This is a genomic window from Pseudomonas sp. SA233, from assembly GCF_054792385.1.
The window spans coordinates 3246622-3264744 of sequence record NZ_CP096449.1; the positions used below are offsets into that span (position 1 = coordinate 3246622).

An 18123-nucleotide genomic window follows, 5' to 3' on the forward strand; every position below is an offset into this window, starting at 1 on the left:
GATGTGACATTTTTTTTCAGCTTTCTCGCCAAGGAGCTGTCAGATGAAGGTCACGGTTTTCGGTACCGGCTATGTCGGCCTCACCCAGGCAGTGTGCCTGGCACAGGTGGGCCATTCGGTGTTGTGCATGGATGTCGACGCCGAGCGGGTCGCCAGCCTCAATGCAGGCCATTGCCCGATCTTCGAGCCCGGCCTTGCGCCGATGCTGGAGAAGAACCTGGCCTGCGGACGCCTTCGCTTCACCACCGACGCCAGCGAAGCGGCCAACTACGCAAAGGTGCAGTTCATTGCCGTCGGCACCCCGCCTCAGGCCGATGGCAGCGCCGACCTGAAGCACGTGTTCGCCGTGGTCGACAGCATCCTCGAACATGCCGATGGCCCCAAGCTGATCGTCAACAAATCCACCGCGCCGGTTGGTACGGTGCACCGCATCAAGGCGCGCATCGCCCAGGCCGTGGCCGATACCAGCCGCTTGCGCGTCGTCAGCAACCCCGAGTTCCTCAAGGAAGGCTCGGCGGTCGATGACTGCATGCGCCCGGAGCGCATCATCATCGGTGGCGCGGAGCCCGCCGAAGTAGAGCTGCTGCGCGAGCTGTACCTGCCGTTCAGCCGCAACCGCGAAAAACTGATGGTGATGGACGCGCGCAGCGCCGAGCTGACCAAGTACGCGGCCAACTGCATGCTGGCGACCAAGATCTCGTTCATCAACGAAATCGCCAACCTGGCCGAGCATCTGGGCGCCGACATCGAACTGGTGCGCCGCGGCATCGGCTCGGACCCGCGCATCGGCTACGACTTCATCTATGCCGGCTGCGGCTTTGGCGGCTCATGCTTCCCCAAGGACCTGCAAGCCCTGCGCCGCAGCGCCGAGGCCGAGGGCTTCGAACCACAGTTGCTGCGTGCGGTGGAATCGGTCAACGAGCAGCAAAAGAACCGGCTGTTCGGCAAGATCCAACGCCACTACCCACGCGGCCTGCGAGGCAAGGTCTTCGCCGTGTGGGGGTTGTCGTTCAAGCCCAATACCAACGACATTCGCGAGGCCTCCAGCCGAGTCCTGCTGGAAGCGCTGTGGGCCGCCGGCGCGCGGGTGCAGGCCCATGACCCGCAGGCCATGGAGGAAATCCAGCGGCACTATGGCGCCCGCGCCGACCTGCAACTGGTACCGTGCAAGGACGACGCGCTGCGCGGCGCCGATGCCCTGGTGATCGTCACCGAATGGCAGGAATACCGCGTCCTCAACCTGGACAAGGTGCCGCAACAACTGGCCGACCGGGTGGTGTTCGACGGGCGCAACCTGTTCGAACCCGAGCAAATGGCCGCCGCCGGCCTGACTTACTACGGCATCGGCCGCGGCCAGGTGCAGCCAGCATGCCCGTACTGATTACCGGCGTGGCCGGCTTCACCGGCGACCACATTGCACGGCGCCTGCGCGAAGCAGGCATCGAGGTGGTCGCCGCATGGTACTTTGCTACGGCGTAACGGCGCCCTCGGGAGGATTCAGTTGCAACACCTCGTTGGTGTATGCCCACTCCTTCTGCACCTGGTCCGGGTGGTCGTTAAGGCGGATGCCGTAGGACGGGATGATCTGCCTGATCTTCGCCTGCCACTGCGGCGATGCCATCTTGTCCTTGAACACCTTGCTCAGCACATCGAGCATGATCGGCGGCGCGGTCGAGGCGCCAGGCGAGGCACCCAGCAATCCTGCAATGCTGCCATCCTTGGACGTCACCACTTCAGTGCCGAGCTTGAGCACACCACCCAATGCTTCGTCCTTCTTGATGATCTGCACCCGCTGGCCCGCCTGCCACAGCCGCCAGTCCTCCTTCTTCGCCTCGGGGAAGTAGGTGCGCAACGCTTCGAAACGGTCATCGTCAGATTGCAGTACCTGGCCGATCAAGTACTGCACCAGGTCGAACTCGCGCACCCCGACTCTTACCATCGGCCAGGCATTGTGCACACTGGCGCTGGCGAACAGGTCAAGCAGCGAGCCCTGCTTGAGGAACTTGGTCGAGAAGGTGGCGAACGGCCCGAACAGGATCATGCGCTTGCCATCGAGCACACGGGTGTCCAGGTGCGGCACCGACATCGGTGGTGCGCCGGTGGCGGCGATACCGTAGGCCTTGGCCATGTGACGCTGGGCGATGGCCGGGTTGTCGGTGACCAGGAACGAACCACCGACCGGGAAACCGGCATAGTCCTTGGCCTCCTCGATACCCGACTTCTGCAGCAGTGGCAGCGCTGCACCACCTGCGCCGATGAACAGGAACCTGGCGTCGGTGGCCGCGTTGCTGCCGTCCTTGAGGTTCTTGTATTCGACATGCCAGGAGCCGTCGTCGTTGCGGGTGATCGCCTGCACTTCGGTCGACAGCTTGAGGTCGAAGTTCGGCCGGGTCTGCAGATAGCCCACGTATTGCCGGGTGATCTCGCCAAAGTTGACGTCGGTGCCGATCGGCGTCCAGGTCACGGCCAGTTTCTGGTTGGGGTCGCGGCCCTCCATCATCAACGGTACCCACTTGCGGATCTGCTCGTGGTCCTCGGAGTACTGCATGGGCTTGAACAACGGGCTGACCTGCAGCGCCTCGTAGCGCTTCTTCAGGAAGCGAATGTTGTCGTCGCCCCAGACGAAGCTCATGTGCGGAGTAGTGTTGATGAAGGAATGCGGGTTCTTCAGCACGCCCTGCTTGACCTGCCAGGCAAGGAACTGACGGGTGACCTGGAACGACTCGTTGATCTCCACCGCCTTGCTGATATCGACCTTGCCGTCCTTCTCCGGGGTGTAGTTCAGTTCGGCCAGGGCCGAGTGGCCGGTACCAGCGTTGTTCCAGCCGTTGGAGCTTTCTTCGGCGACCTTGTCCAGGCGCTCGACCATTTCCATCGACCAACCCGGCTCCAGCTCATTGAGCCAGACGGCCAGGGTTGAACTCATGATGCCGCCGCCCACCAGCATGACATCGACTCTTCTGGTTTCCGCGGCCTGGGCATCGAGCATGCCGAATGCCAAGGCCAGCCCGGTCAGCGCCAGTACCGGCTTGATGGTGATTCTCATAACCGCCCCCTTGCCTCGTTGCTATCCCTAAGTCAGCCACAAGCTTAGATGACGGATTTGGTCGGGCGTGGCTGGTGCACAATCACTTGCAATCCGTCACGTCTCAAAATACTGTATGAATATTCAGTATCACAGGTCAGGCCCATGCAACTCATCGCCAAACTCGGCATCCTTGCCGATGCTGCCAAGTACGACGCATCCTGCGCCAGCAGCGGCGCGCCCAAACGCAACTCGCGCGGGGCTGATGGGCTGGGTGCTACCAATGGCATGGGCATCTGTCACAGCTACACCCCTGATGGGCGCTGCGTATCGCTGCTCAAGGTGCTGCTGACCAACTTTTGCCTCTACGACTGCCAGTACTGCGTCAACCGCCGATCCAGCAACGTGCCACGCGCACGCTTCAGCCCCGAGGAAGTGGTCCGGCTGACCCTGGACTTCTACCGGCGCAACTGCATAAGCGGCCTGTTCCTCAGCTCCGGCATCATCCGTTCGGCGGACTACACCATGGAGCAGCTGGTCCGCGTGGCGCGGCTGTTGCGCGAAGAGCACGACTTCCGCGGCTACATCCACCTCAAGACCATCCCCGATGCCGACCCGTTGCTGATCGAGGAGGCCGGGCGCCTGGCAGACCGGCTCAGCGTCAACATCGAGCTGCCGACCGACGCCAGCCTGAAACGCCTGGCACCGGAAAAACAGGCGCACACCATTCGCCAGGCCATGGGCGTGATCCACCAGGGCCAGCAAGCTGTGGCCCACGAACCCAAGGCGCCGCGCTTTACCCCGGCCGGGCAAAGCACCCAGGTGATCGTCGGGGCCGACAGCACCGACGACAGCACACTGCTGCGCAATGCCGAATCGCTGTACCAAGGCTACGGCCTCAAGCGTGTGTACTACTCCGCCTTCAGCCCCATCCCTGACAGCCCCGGCAGCGTCCCCCTGGCCGCACCACCGCTGCTGCGCGAGCACCGTCTGTACCAGGCTGACTTCCTGTTGCGTGGCTATGGCTACAAGGCCGGCGAGCTGCTGGGCCAGAGCGGCAATCTGGCACTGGACATCGACCCCAAGCTGGCCTGGGCGCTGGCCAACCGCGACGTGTTCCCGCTGGATGTGAACCGTGCCGAGCCGGCGCTACTGGCGCGTATCCCCGGCATCGGCCTGCGCAGCGTGCAGCGCCTGGTAGCCCTGCGACGCGAACGGCGCATTCGCTACGATGACCTGATCCAGTTGCGCTGCGTGCTGGACAAGGCGCGGCCATTCATTGTCACCAGCGACTACCGCCCGCCCCAGGCCGAACTGCGCAGCGGCCTGCTGAGGGCGCGCTTGCGTGAGCCGCAGGCGCCGGTGCAGATGGGCTTGTGGGGATGATCGCGCTCGATTGCGACGGCCTGTTCGCCACCTGGCGTGACCAGGCCCGGGTGTTGTTGGGGCATGGCATCGACCCGTCGGAGGTCACCTGGGCGCAAGGGCCGGTGGCTGATTTGCTGGCCGTACCGACAGCGCTGCCGGAAGGCTCCGGTCCCTTTCGCGCCAAAGTGCCTGCGGCGCTGCTCGGCCAGCTGGAACAGGCGGCCCGCTACCGTGGCGAGCACCGCTGGAACCTGCTTTACGAGGTACTTTGGCGGGTGGCCCATGGCGACCGCACTGCAATGCTGCCGGGTGACCGATTGGGCAGTGAGCTGCATAGACGGATCAAGCAGGTCAATCGCGAAGCACACCACCTGCATGCGTTTGTACGCTTCGTGCCACTACCCGAAGTATTGGCTGAACAGCTGCAACTCGACCTGGTGGCCTATCACGAGCCGGCGCATGACATTCTGGAAAGCGCCAGTGGGCATTTCGCCGACCGCCTGGGGCGTTTGCGCTGGATGATTGCCACGGCCCACGACGGCATACGCTTCGATGGCCAGGCATTCGACTACCAGCGACAGTGCCCCGAACCCTGGCGCCAATGGGCCCGCAACGCCGAAGACCCTGGTGCCGAATTATGGCGCACCTACTATCGTCATACCTTCAATCCCGCCCGCCTCAACCCCGACGCCTTGCGCTTGCACATGCCCGGGCGGTTCTGGCGTCATTTGCCGGAGGGCATGCTGATTCCGCAGCTCGAAGGCCTGGCTCGGCAAGGCAAGCAACGGGACGGCCAAGCACTGGAGGTCGCCTCTCAGGCCGGCAAACAAATCAGCAAGCCCATACGGTAGTTGCGTATTCGCAAACCTTGATCAGTGGGAGTTTCTTCGCGGGCATGCCCGCCCACACAGGTATTGCACAGTTCTCGAAGTGTGTAGAGATCCGGAGGGAGCGGGCGCGCCCGCGAAACTGCCAAAAGCAATCTCAAGCCGAACGATCAGCCGCCACAGCCGTCATAACCTGAGCCGCTGCCGACACGCAAAGAGGACGCGAAATGACCCAACCCGACCCGTCATACGTCAAATGGCTCGAAGACCGCGCCATGCTCAAGGCCTCCCAGCAACGCACCCACCTGTACTCGGGCCAGTCGCGCCTGTGGCAACAGCCCTACGCCGAAGCGCAGCCCCGCCGCGCCACTGAAATCGCTTCGGTCTGGCTGACCGTCTACCCCGATGCCATCATCGCCCCCGAAGGTTGTTCGGTGCTTGGCGCCTTGGGCCACGAGGCGCTGTGGAAGCGTTTGTCGGAGATCGGCATTCAGGGACTGCACACCGGCCCGATCAAGTTGTCCGGCGGCATTCGTGGCCGTGAACTCACCCCCAGCGTGGACGGCAACTTCGACCGCATCAGTTTCGACATCGACCCGCTGTACGGCAGCGAGCAGGAGCTGATCCAGATGAGCCGCATGGCCGCCGCGCACAACGCCGTGACCATCGACGACCTGATCCCCTCGCACACGGGCAAGGGCGCCGACTTTCGCCTGGCCGAGCTGGCCTACGGTCCCTATCCGGGGCTGTACCACATGGTCGAAATCCGCGAGGAAGACTGGCCGCTGCTGCCCGAAGTGCCTGCCGGGCGCGACGCGGTCAACCTGCTGCCGGCCCAGTGCGACGAGCTCAAGGCCCGCCATTACATCGTTGGCCAGCTGCAACGGGTTATCTTCTTCGAACCAGGTGTGAAGGAAACCGACTGGAGCGCCACGCCGCCGGTGACCGGTGTGGATGGCAAGACACGGCGCTGGGTGTACCTGCACTACTTCAAGGAAGGCCAGCCATCGCTGAACTGGCTGGACCCGACCTTCGCCGCCCAGCAGATGATCATTGGCGATGCCCTGCACGCCCTGGACTGCCTGGGTGCACGTGGCCTGCGCCTGGATGCCAACGGTTTTCTCGGTGTGGAGACCCGCGCCAGCGGCACTGCCTGGTCGGAAAGCCACCCGCTGTCGATCGTCGGCAACCAGCTGATCGGCGGCATGATCCGCAAGGCCGGCGGTTTCAGCTTCCAGGAGCTGAACCTGACCCTCGACGACATCGCGCAGATGTCCAGGGGTGGTGCCGACCTGTCCTACGATTTCATTACCCGGCCGGCCTACCAGCATGCGCTGCTGACTGGCGACACCGAGTTCCTGCGCCTGATGCTCAAAGAGATGCATGCTTTCGGCATCGACCCGGCCTCGCTGATCCATGCCTTGCAGAACCACGACGAGCTGACCGTGGAGCTGGTGCATTTCTGGACCCTGCATGCCCACGACATGTACCTGTACAAAGGCCAGACCTTGCCTGGCGGCATCCTGCGCGAGCACATCCGCGAAGAGATCTACGAACGGCTGTCGGGCGAGCATGCGCCATACAACCTGCGCTTCGTCACCAATGGCATAGCCTGTACCACGGCCAGCCTGATCGCTGCCGCGCTGGGTATCCGCGACCTTGGGCAGATCGGGGTGGCAGAAATCGAGCTGATCCAGAAGGTGCACCTGCTGCTGGTCATGTACAACGCCATGCAGCCGGGTGTGGTGGCGCTGTCCGGCTGGGACATGGTAGGCGCCCTGCCCTTGCCCGCCGAAGCGGTCGCCCAGCGGATGCTGGATGGCGATACCCGCTGGATTCACCGCGGCGGCTACGACCTGGCCGGGCTGGAGCCACAGGCCCAGACGTCTGTGCGTGGCATGCCCCGAGCCCGGGCGCTGTATGGCAGCCTGGACAGCCAGCTGGAGAATGGCGATTCGTTTGCCTGCAAGGTGAAGAAGCTGCTGGCGGTGCGCCAGGCCTATGGCATTGCCACCAGCCGCCAGGTGCTGGTGCCCGAAGTCAGCAGCCCCGGCTTGCTGGTGATGGTGCATGAGCTGCCGGCCGGGCGTGGCATCCAGATCAGTGCGCTGAACTTCGGCCAGGAAGTGATTGCCGAGGAGCTGCAACTGACCGGGTTCACGCCGGGGCCGGTGGTGGACATGATCAATGAAACGGTCGAAGGGGATTTGACCGAGGATGGGCGGCTGATGGTGAACCTGGACCCGTATGAGGCGCTGTGCCTGCGGATCGTCAACAGCAGCGGCCATGTCTGAATTGTATTTGCTCCATTGCCTTCGCCGGTGAAGCTCTGAACGGCAGCCACGCGATACCTGTGGAAGCGGGCGCGCCCGCGAACACCGGCGCAGCCGGTGCCATCCACCGCATCGCCTGCTTCGCGGGCATGCCCGCTCCCACAGGGGCCCCACCACCTGAAGGAATGCGCCATACCTGTAGGAGCGGGTTTACCCGCGAACACCGGCGCAGCCGGTGCCATCCACCGCGTCGCCTGCTTCGCGGGCATGCCCGCTCCCACAGGGGCCCCACCACCTGAAGGAATGCACCATACCTGTGGGAGCGGGTTCACCCGCGAACACCGGCGCAGCCGGTGCCATCCACCGCGTCGCCTGCTTCGCGGGTGAACCCGCTCCCACAGGGTCACCTCCAGCTGACAAAGTGCGCCGTGCCTGTGGGTTTCCAGTGTCCAGACCAATGGCTGGCTTGCTTTTACCGCTCCACGGGCATAGCGTTCGGAGGTTTTCTTTTCCGTGCCCAGGAGCAACTCCATGTACACCGGCATCGTCCAGGCCGTCCGCCCTCTGCTTGATGTGACCACCTACCCGGGCCACAACCAGTTCACCATCGACCTCACCCCCGAACTGCTCGACGAGCTGAAGATCGGCGCCAGCGTCAGTGTCGAAGGCACCTGTCTGTCGGTCACCGAGATCAACGGCACCCAGGTCAGGTTCGACGCCATGACCGCCACCCTCGAACGCACCAACCTGCGCAACTTCAAGGCCGGCCAGGGCGTCAACATCGAACGCTCGGCGAAGATGAACGCCGAAGTCGGCGGCCACCTGATGGCCGGCCACATCGCCACCACCGCCGAAATCGTCGAGCTGTCGATCAAGGAAACCGGCGCCTACATCAAGTTCCGCATGCCACCGGAATGGGGCAAGTACGTATTCCCGCGCGGTTTTATCGGGGTCAACGGCTGCAGCCTGACCGTAGCCGATGTCGAGGACAATGTGATCACCATCAATCTGATCCCGGAAACCCTGCGCCAGACCACCTTCCCCAGCTACAAGGCCGGCGAGCTGCTCAATATCGAAGTGGACCACCAGACAATGGTGCTGGTCGATGTAGTGGAGCGCACCATCAAGAGCACCCTGGCCCGCGAAATGCCTCGCTGAGTTCCCGAGGATGCTGCCCAACACCCTCCCCGCGCGCACAGCCAAGCGGCTGCGCCTGCAGATTCTGCGTGGTCGTGTCGGCCTCGGCCTGGTCGCCGGCCTGTCCGTACTGGCCGGCATGACCGATGCCATCGGCCTGCTGGCGCTGGGCGACTTCGTGTCGTTCATGAGTGGCAACACCACACGCCTGGCCGTCGCCATCAGCGATGCGGACCTGGCCCTGGTGCTGCGCCTGAGTGCTGCAGTGCTGAGCTTCGTCATCGGCAACGCCCTGGGCGTGCTGCTGGCGCGCGCGTTCCGCCGTCGAGCCTGGCCGGTGCTGCTGGTGGTCGCCGCCCTGCTGGGCTTTGCAGCCGCATGGCCCTTGGCAGCGACCTTGCCCGCGCTGCTCGCCGCCACACTGGCCATGGGCATGATCAACGCCGTGGTCGAACAGGTGAACGGCCTGCCCATCGGCCTGACCTACGTCACCGGCGCCCTGTCACGCTTCGGTCGTGGGCTGGGGCGCTGGCTGCTGGGCGAGCGGCGCAATGGCTGGCGGGTGCAACTGGTGCCTTGGGCCGGCATGCTGCTGGGCGCCGCGCTGGGTGCCTGGCTGCAGCACCACCTGGGCCTGCAGGCGCTAGCCGGCAGCTGCTCGCTGGCCTGCGTGCTGGCCCTGGTGTCGCGGTTCATTCCACGGACGTGGCAGCGTGGCTACATGCCACACTGATCACTCGATGCGCGGGTGCTGCTGCACCAGCAACTTGCGCTTGGCCTCCAGTTCGGCAATCTGCGCATCGATGTCCTCTATCCTTTGCTCGATGTTGTCGTGGTGCTCCTGCAGCAGCTCACGCGCTTCCTCGATATCCGATGCTGCCGGTGCCGCGCCGCGCAGCGGCTTGTTGGCGGTTTCCTTCATGGTCAGGCCGGTGACCAGCCCCACGGCGGCGATCACCATCAGGTAATAGGCCGGCATGTACAGGTTGCCAGTACTTTCCACCAGCCAGGCGGCGATGGTCGGGGTGAGGCCGGCGATCAGCACCGAGATGTTGAAGGCGCTGGCGAGGGCGCTGTAGCGGATGTGCGTGGGGAACATTGCCGGTAGCGTCGAGGCCATCACGCCGATGAAGAAGTTCAGCAGCACGGCAATGATCAGCAGCCCGGCAAAGATCACCCCCAGTACGCCGCTGTTGATGAGCATGAATGCCGGAATGGCCAGCGCAAACAGGCCGACGCTGCCGACGATGATGAACGGTCGGCGGCCGAACTTGTCGCTGAGCAGCCCGATCATTGGTTGCACGAACAGCATGCCGACCATGATCGCGATGATGATCAGCACGCCATGGTCTTCGCTGTAGTGCAGGTTGTGCGACAGGTAACTGGGCATGTACGTGAGCAGCATGTAGTAGGTGACGTTGGTGGCGATCACTACACCGATACAGGTCACCAGGCTGCGCCAGTGTTGGGTGGCGACCTCCTTGAAGGAAACCTTGGGCCCGGACGCCAGGCCTTCGCGGTCGCCCTGCTCCAGCTTGTCGACATGCTGCTGGAAAGCCGGCGTTTCCTCCAGAGCATGGCGCAGGTACAGGCCGATGATGCCCAGCGGCAAGGCGAGGAAGAACGGCAGGCGCCAACCCCATTCGAGGAACTTTTCCTCACCCAGCACCGTAGAGATCAACACCACCACACCGGCACCCAGCACGAACCCGGCAATCGAGCCGAAGTCCAGCCAACTGCCGAGAAACCCCCGTTTTCGGTCCGGGGCATATTCGGCGACGAAGATCGACGCGCCGGTGTACTCGCCCCCCACCGAGAAGCCCTGGGCCATCTTGGCCAGCAGCAACAGGATCGGCGCCCAGATACCGATGCTGGCATAGGACGGTATCAGGCCGATGGCAAAGGTGCTGAGCGACATGATCACGATGGTCGCAGCGAGGATTTTCTGCCGCCCGAACCGGTCGCCCAAGGCACCGAAGAACAGCCCGCCCAGAGGCCTGATCAGAAACGGCACCGAGAACGTGGCCAACGCCGCGATCATCTGCACGCTTGGGTCGGCATTGGGGAAGAAAACCTTGCCCAGGGCGTAGGCGACGAAGCCGTAGACGCCGAAGTCGAACCACTCCATGGCATTGCCCAGTGCCGCCGCGGTGATTGCCTTGCGCATCTTGCCGTCGTCGACGATGGTGATGTCCTTCAGGCCGATTGGCTGGATGCTTTTCTTGCGAGGTTTCATGTCCGTATCCCTGTCGATGAATGCTCTAAGGGATGAGATACGACGGGACACTAAATAATTCAGCGCTTACGGTTTTTTTGTGTTTTTCCTCACCGGTTGCGGCGCAGGCAAAGAAAAGCCGCTGCGATGGCAGCGGCTTGCATGGGCAACGGCTCGCGGTCAGATGCCTTCGCGGGCCAGGTCCATGGCGAAGTAGGTGAGGATCAGGTCGGCACCGGCACGCTTGATCGCGCCAATGCTTTCACGCACCACCCGGCCTTCATCGATGGCGCCAGCCAGGCCACCGAACTTGATCATCGCGTACTCGCCGCTCACCTGGTACGCCGCCAGCGGCAGGCGCGAGGCTGCACGGATATCGGCGATCACGTCGAGGTAGGCACCGGCCGGCTTGACCATCAGTACATCGGCGCCTTCCTGCTCGTCGAGCAGCGACTCGCGCACGGCTTCGCGGCGGTTCATCGGGTTCATCTGGTAGCTCTTGCGGTCGCCCTTCAGCGCGGTACCACCGGCTTCACGGAACGGGCCATACAGCGACGAGGCGAACTTGGTGGAATAGGCCATGATCGCGGTGTCGTGGAAGCCGGCACCATCCAGCGCGCTGCGGATGGCCTGGACCTGGCCGTCCATCGCCGCTGACGGGGCAATGAAATCGGCACCTGCAGCAGCGGCGATGACCGCCTGCTTGCCCAGGTTGGCCAGGGTGGCGTCGTTGTCCACACCGTGGTCGTGCAGTACGCCGCAGTGGCCGTGGCTGGTGTATTCGCAGAAGCAGGTGTCGGACATCACCACCATTTCCGGCACGGTGTCCTTGCAGATGCGTGACATGCGCGCGACCAGGCCGTTTTCGTTCCAGGTGTCGCTGCCGACGGCGTCCAGGTTGTGCGAAACGCCAAAGGTCATCACCGACTTGATACCAGCGCGGGCATAGCGCTCGATTTCCTGGGCCAGCAGCTTCTCGGGAATGCGGTTGACCCCCGGCATGCTGGTGATCGGCACGAAGTCATCGATACCCTCTTCGACGAAGATCGGCAGGATCAGGTCTTCAAGGCGGAACTCGGTTTCCTGGAAGATCGTGCGCAGGGACTCGTTCTGGCGCAGGCGGCGTGGACGAACGGACGGGAATTGGTTGGACATGACAGCTCCAGGGAATTTGAACGGCGTATACCTTATGCCTGTCGCGCGCCAGTGAAAAGGCCGGATGACGAGATATTGTCTTGCGTCAACAGCAACAAGCCTGCAATGGCCCTATCGCTGGCAAGCCCTGGCCTTGCCTTCAAGGCATGCGCAGGTCCTGTAGGAGCAGCCTTGTGCTGCGAAGGGGCCATTACAGCCGAAGGTGATGTGTTGCCTTGCAGGCCTCTTCGCAGCACAAGGCTGCTCCTACAGAGAACTGTACAGCCCTCAAGGCAACATTTTACTGCAGCCAGGGCGGCGCAGGCTCCTCTGCCCTGGCCACCCCTGCCTCAGCCTCGGCCCGCGCGGCGCGCCGGCGCGCATCATCCAGCCGGGCGGCATCGATCTCGCGCATCACCCCGGCCACGTCAGCCGCCTGCTCGTCATCCTCGAACAACCCCGTCAGTGGGCTGTCCGGGCGCAGTTCGCCCGCCTCGTACAAGGCCCACATTTCCTGCGCATACCGGGTACTTTTCAGCTCCGGCGCAAAGCGCCCGAAATAATGGGCCATGTTGGCCACATCGCGCTGCAGCATGCTGAAGGCATGGTTGTTGGCCGCTGCATCCACCGCCTGCGGCAAGTCGATGATCACCGGCCCGTCCGGGCCAAGCAGCACGTTGAACTCCGACAGGTCGCCATGCACCAGCCCGGCACACAGCATCAGCACGATCTGGCGAATGACGAAGGCATGGTACGCCCGGGCTTCCTCGGCTTCGAGGTGTACGTCGTTCAGGCGCGGGGCCGCGTCACCGTCGGCATCGGTCACCAGCTCCATCAACAGCACGCCGTCCTGGAAATCGTAGGGCCTGGGAACCCTCACGCCAGCGCCGGCCAGACGGAACAGCGCGGCCACTTCGGCGTTCTGCCAGGCGTCTTCGGCTTCCTTGCGGCCGTACTTGCTGCCCTTGGCCATGGCCCGGGCCTGACGGCTGTTGCGAACCTTGCGGCCCTCCTGGTACTCGGCAGCCTGGCGGAAACTGCGCTTGTTGGCTTCTTTATAAACCTTGGCGCAGCGCACCTGGCTGCCACAGCGCACCACATACACGGCGGCTTCCTTGCCACTCATCAACGGCCGCAGTACTTCGTCGACCAGGCCGTCTTCGATCAGGGGTTCGATTCTTTTGGGTGTCTTCATCAGGCTGCGTTCGGGGTCCTGGCTGTGATGGCGGACATCCTCTCACAGCCTGATGCGACTTGCTCGTCTGTCTTCAGGCCGGGCGACTCAAGCGCCCTGCCCTACGCTGCCAACCACCACCTCGCGCGCCCGGCGCCGTGTGACCAGAAGGCCCGAACACACCACTAGTACCGCCAGCACCATGGTCGATACCACTTCCAGACGGTGATCCGGGCGGAACAGCATCAGTACCAGCACGCCGCTGATGAACAGGATCACGCCCCAGGTCAGCCATGGGAACAGCCACATGCGGTAGCCCAACGTCTTGCCCTGTGCAGTCAGGCGCTGACGCAGGCGCAGCTGGGAAACGGCGATCACCAGATACACCAGCAGGGCAATGGCGCCGGAGCTTGCCATGAGGAAGCCGAACACCTTGGCCGGGACCAGGTAATTGGCAATCACCGCCAGGAAAGCTGCGCCTGTGGACAGCAGCACGGCCACCACGGGGGTGCCGCTGCGGCTGGTCACCTGGGCACAGGCCGGCGCATCACCGCGGCGGCTCAGCGAGTAGACCATGCGCGAAGCGGTATACAGCGACGAGTTGAGGCAACTGGTCACCGACGTCAGCACCACGAAGTCGATGATGGCCTTGGCATTCGGCACGCCCAGGGTGTCCAGCACCGTGACATAGGACCCTTCGGTGGCCAGGCGCGGGTCAGTCCACGGCACCAGCGCGATGACGATGAAGATCGACAGGATATAGAACAGCGTGATCCGCCAGATCACCGAGTTGGTGGCCTTGGAAATATGCTTGCCCGCTTCATCCGATTCGGCTGCGGCAATGGTCACCACTTCGGCGCCGAGGAACGAGAACATGGTAATCAGCATGGCGCTCAGCACCGCACCAAAACCGTTGGGCATGAAGCCGCCACTGTCCCACAGGCGGGACACGCCGCTGACACCGGAGCCTGGCAGCAGGCCGAAGATGGCGCATACCCCCAGCGCAATGAAGCCGACAATGGCCACCACCTTGACCAACGCCAGCCAGAACTCGAACTCACCGTAGTTCTTCACGCTGAACAGGTTGGTGGCGGTCAGCAACAGGGTAATCACCAACGACAAGACCCAGATCTCCAGCTGCGGGACCCAGGAATTGATGATGGTGGCGGCGATATTGGCCTCGATGGGGATGATCAGTACCCAGAACCACCAATACAGCCAGCCGATGGTGTAGCCGGCCCATTTGCCGATGGCGAGGTCGGCATAGGTCGAGAACGAACCGGTGTCCGGTGAAGCAACGGCCATTTCGGCCAGCATGCGCATCACCAGCACCACCAGCGCGCCGGCCAGGATATAGGCCAGGATGGTGGCGGGCCCTGCCTCGGCAATCGCACGGCCGGAGCCGACGAACAGGCCGGCACCGATCACGCCGGCAATGGACAGCATGGTGACATGCCGGGATTTCAATCCATGACTCAAATTGTTCTTGTGGGTTTGCATGGCGCTACCTTGTTGTTTTTGTCATGCCCACGCTGGGGCCGCCGGCTTGCACGTCACCGACGCAGGCGCGAAAAAGCCCGCCCTGCCCTAGATGGTGAGTAGGGCAGTACGGGTTGAGGAAAACGAAACCGCAGGGCGTATTACGGGTAGGTCAGCCGGCAGCCCGCTGACGAGGCGCCAGGTCGGCCTTGGGGAAACTGCCGCCCTGGCGACCGACCTGCTCGCATACCTTGTCGACGATGTATGCGCCGATCGGGATGGCGGAGGTGGCGGCCGGCGACGGTGCGTTGCACACGTTGACGCTGCGAGCGGTGTTGACGAACAGGAAGTCGTCGATCAGCTTGCCGTCACGCGATACGGCCTGGGCACGCACACCGGCCGGATAAGGCGTGAGGTCGGCCTTGGTGATGCTCGGGCAGTATTTCTGGACCTGCTTGAGGTAGCCACCCTTGAACAGCGAGTTCTTCATCTCGATCAGGCCTGGGCGGAAGTTCTTCGCCAGCACCTTGAGGATGCCGGGGGTGGTCAGGGTCTGGAACAGGTCGGCCGGGCTGACATCGCGCTTGCGGTAACCCTCGCGCTTCATTGCCAGCACGGCGTTGGGGCCAACGGTCACGGTGCCGTCGATCATGCGAGTCAGGTGCACACCCAGGAACGGCATGGACGGGTCGGGAATCGGGTAGATCAGGTGGTTGACGATCTGGTTGTGCTGCTTGGGCAGCAGGTAGTACTCGCCACGGAACGGGCAGATGACGAACTCGGTCCGCAGGCCCAGCATGCTCACCACGCGGTCGGCCATCAGGCCCGAGCAGGTCACCAGGAAACGGCTGCGCAACTCATCGTCATGATGGTCGCCACGCGTGCGCACGACCACTTCGCTGGCCAGCTCCTGCAGGCCGACCACCTCGGCGCCATAGCGGATCTCACCGCCGGCGCGCTGGAACTCGGCGCCCATGGCCGCAGTCACTTCGGCGTAATTGACGATACCGCTGGAGGGCACGAAGATGCCGCCCATGCCAACGATATTGGGCTCGCGCTCGCGCAGTTCGGCCGCCGACAGCCAGTAGCGCTCCAGGCCATTGGCCGCGGTGCGCTCCCACAGCGCCTTCATGCGCTGCATTTCCAGGTCGTTGGTAGCCACCAGCAGCTTGCCGCATTCATCGAAGCGGATACCGTGCTGGGTGCAGAAAGCCTTGGTGGCCTTGTTGCCTTCCAGGCAGAAGCGCGCCTTGAGGCTGCCGGGGGTGTAATACACGCCGGCGTGGATCACGCCGCTGTTGTGGCCGGTCTGGTGGCGGGCCGGGCCGGACTCTTTCTCCAGCAGGAGAATCTTCGCATCCGGGTAGACCTTGATCAGGTGCATGGCCGTGGACATGCCCACAATGCCACCGCCAATGATGATGAAATCGTACACAGCCTTACCTCACACGCAGGCATTGCCTGACTGGCTCACCAAGGCCCGCGCGGGCCCTGGTGGCATCGTTTTGTGCAAAGACGCGTGGGCGGGCGCCCGCCCCGCGCCCTGTCATTATTGCCCGCGCTGGTACAGCGGTTTGGGGAAGGCCACGTAACCGCGCTGGCGCATCAGCTCGCGGCGCAGGCCTTCGTGCGGCGTGAAGCGGTCGCGGCCATGCAGCCAGAACAGGTTGTTGATCAGCAGGAAGCTACCCACGCCGACCGGTACCGAAAGCTTCTTCTCGCTGCCTTCCAGCGATTCGGACAAGGCGTTCAGCCAGATGCCCTCCTCGTAGTTTTCCGGCTGCACGAACTGGTCGATGTAGCGCATGGTCGGGCGGCCTTCGGCATCGGTGTCGAATACCGAGTGGAACACATCTTCGGACACCTTCTTGCTCGGCGGTGCGGTCCAGCGCATTTGGCGACGGGCCAGCGGGTGGCGGAAGAATTCGTCGCACTGCTCCCAGTCGTCCAGGTGCAGCAGCAGCGAGTTGCCGCCTTCCATGTTCTTTTCGTCAATCTTCAGCATCAGCACGTAGTCGGTGATCTGGTTGACGAAGGTGCCGTCGTTGTGCAGCTCCATGACCCGGTGCGGCTGGCGCAGGTAGCTGTCGGAGTTGTCGGTGTTGACCACCACGAAGCGGGCATAGAACTGGCCGCTCATGGCGTCGTAGTTGGAGCGGCCGATCAGGTGTGCGCAGGCGGTGGTGAACTTGACCATGTCCTCGGCCTGGCTCACGTCATCCAGGCCGACCGGGGTGATCAGCATGCCGCCGCTGGCGCGGTTGAGGATGGTATTGAGCAGCACCGGCCGCAGGGTGCCCTGGCACAGGTCGTCGAGGATCTCGCCAACCCGGAAGCGCAGGAACGACTTGTACTCCAGCGCCTGCACCGGCCACTGGGCAACAGCCTGGACGAACGCTTCGACCGTTTCGCGGGCAAAGGTGAGCTCAAGCAGGCGCGGCGACTGTTTCGAAGGGGCGATGGTGTAACCACGCGGCTCGAGCGGCAGTGGCATCACAAGTTCGTCGATCTGCGTAAAAGCGTTCATGGCAGTGTCCTGGCAGAAAAAATGAGTAGCGCCGTCCGGTCATGACCTGGATCAGTGCGGGCGAGCTAAAATTATCGCCATAAACGCAAAATGTCTACATTTTTATTTTTCAAAGACAGAATGCATTTTTGTCCATTGTTTTTCGCCGGCGAACGCTTTCGGTATGATCGTCAAAACCGTTTGAGGAACAGGACTTTGGAAGCGCTCGCCCCCCGACAAAACTCAGCATTCAGCGGGTATGAGAGGCTCAAGAAGGACATCATCCGCGGCGTGTTCAAACCCGGCGAAAAGCTGCTGATGAGCACCCTGAAGGAGCGCTACGACCTGGGCGTGGGCCCGCTGCGCGAAGCACTGTCGCAGTTGGTGGCCGAGCACCTGGTCAACGCGATCAGCCAGAAGGGCTACCGTGTGGCGCCCATGTCGCTGGACGAGATGAACGACATCTACGATGCCCGCGCCAACCTGGAGGCGATGATCATCACCCTGGCCATCGAGCGTGGCGACGACGCCTGGGAGGCGTCGGTACTGGCCCACTCGCATACCCTGGCCAAGGTGGTGGAAGTGAAGACCCGCGAGCAGCGCCTGGATGTGTGGGACGAACGGCACAAGGCATTCCACACGGCCATTGCCTCGGGCTGCGGCTCCAAGCACCTGCTGCAGGCGCGCACTTACCTGTTCGACCAGGCCGAGCGTTACCGGCACCTGTGGCTGACCCAGACGGTGTTTTCCGAACAGGCCCTGGAGCTCAAGCGCCAGGAGCATGCGGCCCTGGTGGAAGTGATTCTGGCCCGGGACGCCAAGCGCGCCAGCGCCATGATGCGCTCGCACCTGATGACTCCGGTACCGATCATTGCGCAGATCATGCATGCCGAGGGTATTGGCGCACGTTGAAAGACCGCGGCGCCTGCTTCGCGGGTAAACCCGCTCCCACAGGGATGTCACCGCCCTTTGGGGTGACGCTGCA

The 18123-nt window shown here is 63.4% G+C and carries 15 protein-coding genes; 8 read left to right on the forward strand and 7 right to left on the reverse strand.

The features are described from left to right. Nucleotides 1-43: 43 nt before the first annotated feature. Entirely contained in the window at nucleotides 44-1381 is a 1338-nt protein-coding gene (locus M1D87_RS15055; RefSeq protein ID WP_003258572.1) for a UDP-glucose dehydrogenase family protein, read from the forward strand. Then, nucleotides 1369-1479: an NAD-dependent epimerase/dehydratase family protein gene (locus M1D87_RS15060; RefSeq protein ID WP_003258571.1), complete on the forward strand. Its 111-nt coding sequence runs from the start codon at nucleotides 1369-1371 to the stop codon at nucleotides 1477-1479. The genes M1D87_RS15055 and M1D87_RS15060 overlap by 13 nt, the downstream gene beginning before the upstream one ends. On the opposite strand, the gene mqo is transcribed toward M1D87_RS15060, so the two are convergent. Next, nucleotides 1469-3046, reverse strand: a complete 1578-nt coding sequence (gene mqo, locus M1D87_RS15065; protein ID WP_123085037.1) for a malate dehydrogenase (quinone) — start codon at nucleotides 3044-3046, stop codon at nucleotides 1469-1471. The two genes, M1D87_RS15060 and mqo, sit on opposite strands and share 11 nt — an antisense overlap. A gap of 144 nt (nucleotides 3047-3190) precedes the next feature. Here mqo and M1D87_RS15070 point away from each other — a divergent pair, with 144 nt between their 5' ends. The 5 genes from M1D87_RS15070 (at nucleotide 3191) to M1D87_RS15090 (ending at nucleotide 9363) form a co-directional block, all read left to right on the forward strand. Continuing rightward, nucleotides 3191-4411, forward strand: coding sequence for a putative DNA modification/repair radical SAM protein (locus M1D87_RS15070; RefSeq protein WP_013972894.1), 1221 nt, complete (start codon nucleotides 3191-3193; stop codon nucleotides 4409-4411). Further along, nucleotides 4402-5244: a TIGR03915 family putative DNA repair protein gene (locus M1D87_RS15075; RefSeq protein WP_013972895.1), complete on the forward strand. Its 843-nt coding sequence runs from the start codon at nucleotides 4402-4404 to the stop codon at nucleotides 5242-5244. Before M1D87_RS15070 ends, M1D87_RS15075 begins: the two co-directional genes overlap by 10 nt. Before the next feature lie 203 nt (nucleotides 5245-5447). Further along, on the forward strand, nucleotides 5448-7514 hold the full coding sequence (gene treS, locus M1D87_RS15080) for a maltose alpha-D-glucosyltransferase (RefSeq protein ID WP_123085036.1): 2067 nt from the start codon (nucleotides 5448-5450) through the stop codon (nucleotides 7512-7514). Between the two features lie 510 nt (nucleotides 7515-8024). Next, on the forward strand, nucleotides 8025-8651 hold the full coding sequence (locus M1D87_RS15085) for a riboflavin synthase (RefSeq protein ID WP_039614236.1): 627 nt from the start codon (nucleotides 8025-8027) through the stop codon (nucleotides 8649-8651). A 10-nt stretch (nucleotides 8652-8661) separates the two neighbouring features. Continuing rightward, a complete protein-coding gene (locus M1D87_RS15090) occupies nucleotides 8662-9363 on the forward strand; it encodes a YoaK family protein (protein ID WP_013972898.1) in 702 nt (233 codons plus the stop codon). On the opposite strand, the gene proP is transcribed toward M1D87_RS15090, so the two are convergent. From proP to glaH, 6 genes are all read right to left on the reverse strand, one after another. After that, entirely contained in the window at nucleotides 9364-10866 is a 1503-nt protein-coding gene (proP, locus tag M1D87_RS15095; protein ID WP_038409740.1) for a glycine betaine/L-proline transporter ProP, read from the reverse strand. A gap of 159 nt (nucleotides 10867-11025) precedes the next feature. Further along, entirely contained in the window at nucleotides 11026-12000 is a 975-nt protein-coding gene (hemB, locus tag M1D87_RS15100) for a porphobilinogen synthase (protein WP_013972900.1), read from the reverse strand. 280 nt (nucleotides 12001-12280) lie between these two features. Continuing rightward, nucleotides 12281-13174 carry a PA4780 family RIO1-like protein kinase gene (locus tag M1D87_RS15105; protein ID WP_123085035.1) on the reverse strand — a complete coding sequence of 298 codons (894 nt, stop codon included), beginning with the start codon at nucleotides 13172-13174 and terminating at the stop codon, nucleotides 12281-12283. 87 nt (nucleotides 13175-13261) lie between these two features. Continuing rightward, nucleotides 13262-14653 (reverse strand): GABA permease, encoded by a 1392-nt coding sequence (gabP, locus tag M1D87_RS15110; RefSeq protein ID WP_123085034.1) that lies wholly within the window; start codon nucleotides 14651-14653, stop codon nucleotides 13262-13264. A 151-nt stretch (nucleotides 14654-14804) separates the two neighbouring features. After that, entirely contained in the window at nucleotides 14805-16067 is a 1263-nt protein-coding gene (gene lhgO, locus M1D87_RS15115) for an L-2-hydroxyglutarate oxidase (RefSeq protein ID WP_003260140.1), read from the reverse strand. Between the two features lie 114 nt (nucleotides 16068-16181). Then, nucleotides 16182-17159, reverse strand: coding sequence for a glutarate dioxygenase GlaH (glaH, locus tag M1D87_RS15120; protein WP_085720687.1), 978 nt, complete (start codon nucleotides 17157-17159; stop codon nucleotides 16182-16184). Nucleotides 17160-17354: 195 nt separating this feature from the next. Here glaH and csiR point away from each other — a divergent pair, with 195 nt between their 5' ends. After that, on the forward strand, nucleotides 17355-18050 hold the full coding sequence (csiR, locus tag M1D87_RS15125; RefSeq protein ID WP_015270630.1) for a DNA-binding transcriptional regulator CsiR: 696 nt from the start codon (nucleotides 17355-17357) through the stop codon (nucleotides 18048-18050). The last annotated feature ends 73 nt before the right edge of the window (nucleotides 18051-18123 follow it).

Bases quoted from the DNA above. Each gene is read 5' to 3' on its own strand.
- M1D87_RS15105 (WP_123085035.1), bottom strand. From the start codon at position 13,174: ATGAAGACACCCAAAAGAATCGAACCCCTGATCGAAGACGGCCTGGTC.
- glaH (WP_085720687.1), bottom strand. From the start codon at position 17,159: ATGAACGCTTTTACGCAGATCGACGAACTTGTGATGCCACTGCCGCTC.
- M1D87_RS15070 (WP_013972894.1), top strand. From the start codon at position 3,191: ATGCAACTCATCGCCAAACTCGGCATCCTTGCCGATGCTGCCAAGTAC.
- mqo (WP_123085037.1), bottom strand. From the start codon at position 3,046: ATGAGAATCACCATCAAGCCGGTACTGGCGCTGACCGGGCTGGCCTTG.
- M1D87_RS15090 (WP_013972898.1), top strand. From the start codon at position 8,662: ATGCTGCCCAACACCCTCCCCGCGCGCACAGCCAAGCGGCTGCGCCTG.
- M1D87_RS15055 (WP_003258572.1), top strand. From the start codon at position 44: ATGAAGGTCACGGTTTTCGGTACCGGCTATGTCGGCCTCACCCAGGCA.
- treS (WP_123085036.1), top strand. From the start codon at position 5,448: ATGACCCAACCCGACCCGTCATACGTCAAATGGCTCGAAGACCGCGCC.
- M1D87_RS15085 (WP_039614236.1), top strand. From the start codon at position 8,025: ATGTACACCGGCATCGTCCAGGCCGTCCGCCCTCTGCTTGATGTGACC.
- M1D87_RS15060 (WP_003258571.1), top strand. From the start codon at position 1,369: ATGCCCGTACTGATTACCGGCGTGGCCGGCTTCACCGGCGACCACATT.
- hemB (WP_013972900.1), bottom strand. From the start codon at position 12,000: ATGTCCAACCAATTCCCGTCCGTTCGTCCACGCCGCCTGCGCCAGAAC.
- proP (WP_038409740.1), bottom strand. From the start codon at position 10,866: ATGAAACCTCGCAAGAAAAGCATCCAGCCAATCGGCCTGAAGGACATC.
- gabP (WP_123085034.1), bottom strand. From the start codon at position 14,653: ATGCAAACCCACAAGAACAATTTGAGTCATGGATTGAAATCCCGGCAT.